Origin of the sequence: Burkholderia sp. AU15512 (assembly GCF_002223325.1) — a bacterium.
Lineage (GTDB): Bacteria > Pseudomonadota > Gammaproteobacteria > Burkholderiales > Burkholderiaceae > Burkholderia.
This window is the reverse complement of the sequence record NZ_NKEX01000019.1, coordinates 1-575: the sequence shown is the minus strand read 5'-3', so window position 1 is coordinate 575 and position 575 is coordinate 1. Positions and strand designations below refer to the sequence as shown.

At 68.9% G+C, this 575-nt stretch carries 1 protein-coding gene; it reads left to right on the top strand.

Features of this window, described 5'->3' with window-relative positions; translation table 11 throughout:
- Window positions 1–575, top strand: a 575-nt coding sequence (locus CFB43_RS37460) for a beta-ketoacyl synthase N-terminal-like domain-containing protein (protein WP_306427127.1), incomplete at both ends; no start/stop codon positions are given.

Sequence of the window (575 nt, the reverse complement as noted above, 5' to 3'; positions counted from 1 at the left end):
GCGCCCGAGCTGGGCGCGACGGTGATCCGCGCGGTGCTGGAGCGTGCGGGCGTGAAGCCCGAGCAGGTCAGCGAAGTGATCATGGGCCAGGTGCTGACGGCCGGTTCCGGGCAGAACCCGGCGCGGCAGTCGCTGATCAAGGCCGGGCTGCCGACGGCAGTGCCGGGGATGACGATCAACAAGGTGTGCGGCTCGGGCCTGAAGGCCGTGATGCTGGCGGCGAACGCGATCGTCGCGGGCGACGCGGACATCGTGATCGCAGGCGGCCAGGAGAACATGAGCGCGTCGCCGCACGTGCTGCCGGGCTCGCGCGACGGGTTCCGGATGGGGGATGCGAAGCTGGTCGACACGATGATCGTCGACGGCCTGTGGGACGTGTACAACCAGTACCACATGGGCATCACGGCGGAGAACGTCGCGAAGGAATACGGGATCACGCGCGAAGAGCAGGACGCGTTCGCGGCGCTGTCGCAGAACAAGGCGGAAGCCGCGCAGAAGGCCGGCCGCTTCGACGACGAGATCGTGCCGGTGGCGATTCCGCAACGCAAGGGCGAGCCGCTGCAGTTCGCCACCGA